Source organism: Pseudoalteromonas sp. c7(2019), from assembly GCF_011378625.1.
Taxonomy (GTDB): Bacteria; Pseudomonadota; Gammaproteobacteria; order Enterobacterales; family Alteromonadaceae; genus Pseudoalteromonas; species Pseudoalteromonas arctica.
The window spans coordinates 1-246 of the sequence record NZ_WTKS01000083.1; the positions used below are offsets into that span (position 1 = coordinate 1).

The window sequence follows — 246 nt, forward strand, 5'->3', positions numbered from 1 at the left end:
CGATGGCTTGGTCAAAATCATCTCCACCCAGCGCTGAATCACCACCTGTCGCTAATACTTCGAAAACACCTTTATGTAGATGTAAAACTGAAATGTCAAACGTACCGCCACCTAAATCATAAACAGCAATCAGACCTTCTTGACCTGAGTCTAATCCATAGGCAATAGCTGCAGCTGTTGGTTCATTTAGCAAGCGTAAAACATGCAATCCTGCTAAGCGAGCGGCATCTTTAGTTCCTTGACGTT

At 43.9% G+C, this 246-nt stretch carries 1 protein-coding gene; it reads right to left on the reverse strand.

Annotated elements, in window-relative coordinates; genetic code table 11:
• The coding region (locus tag GQR38_RS20595) for an Hsp70 family protein (RefSeq protein WP_240920064.1) at nt 1-246 on the reverse strand (246 nt) is incomplete at both ends.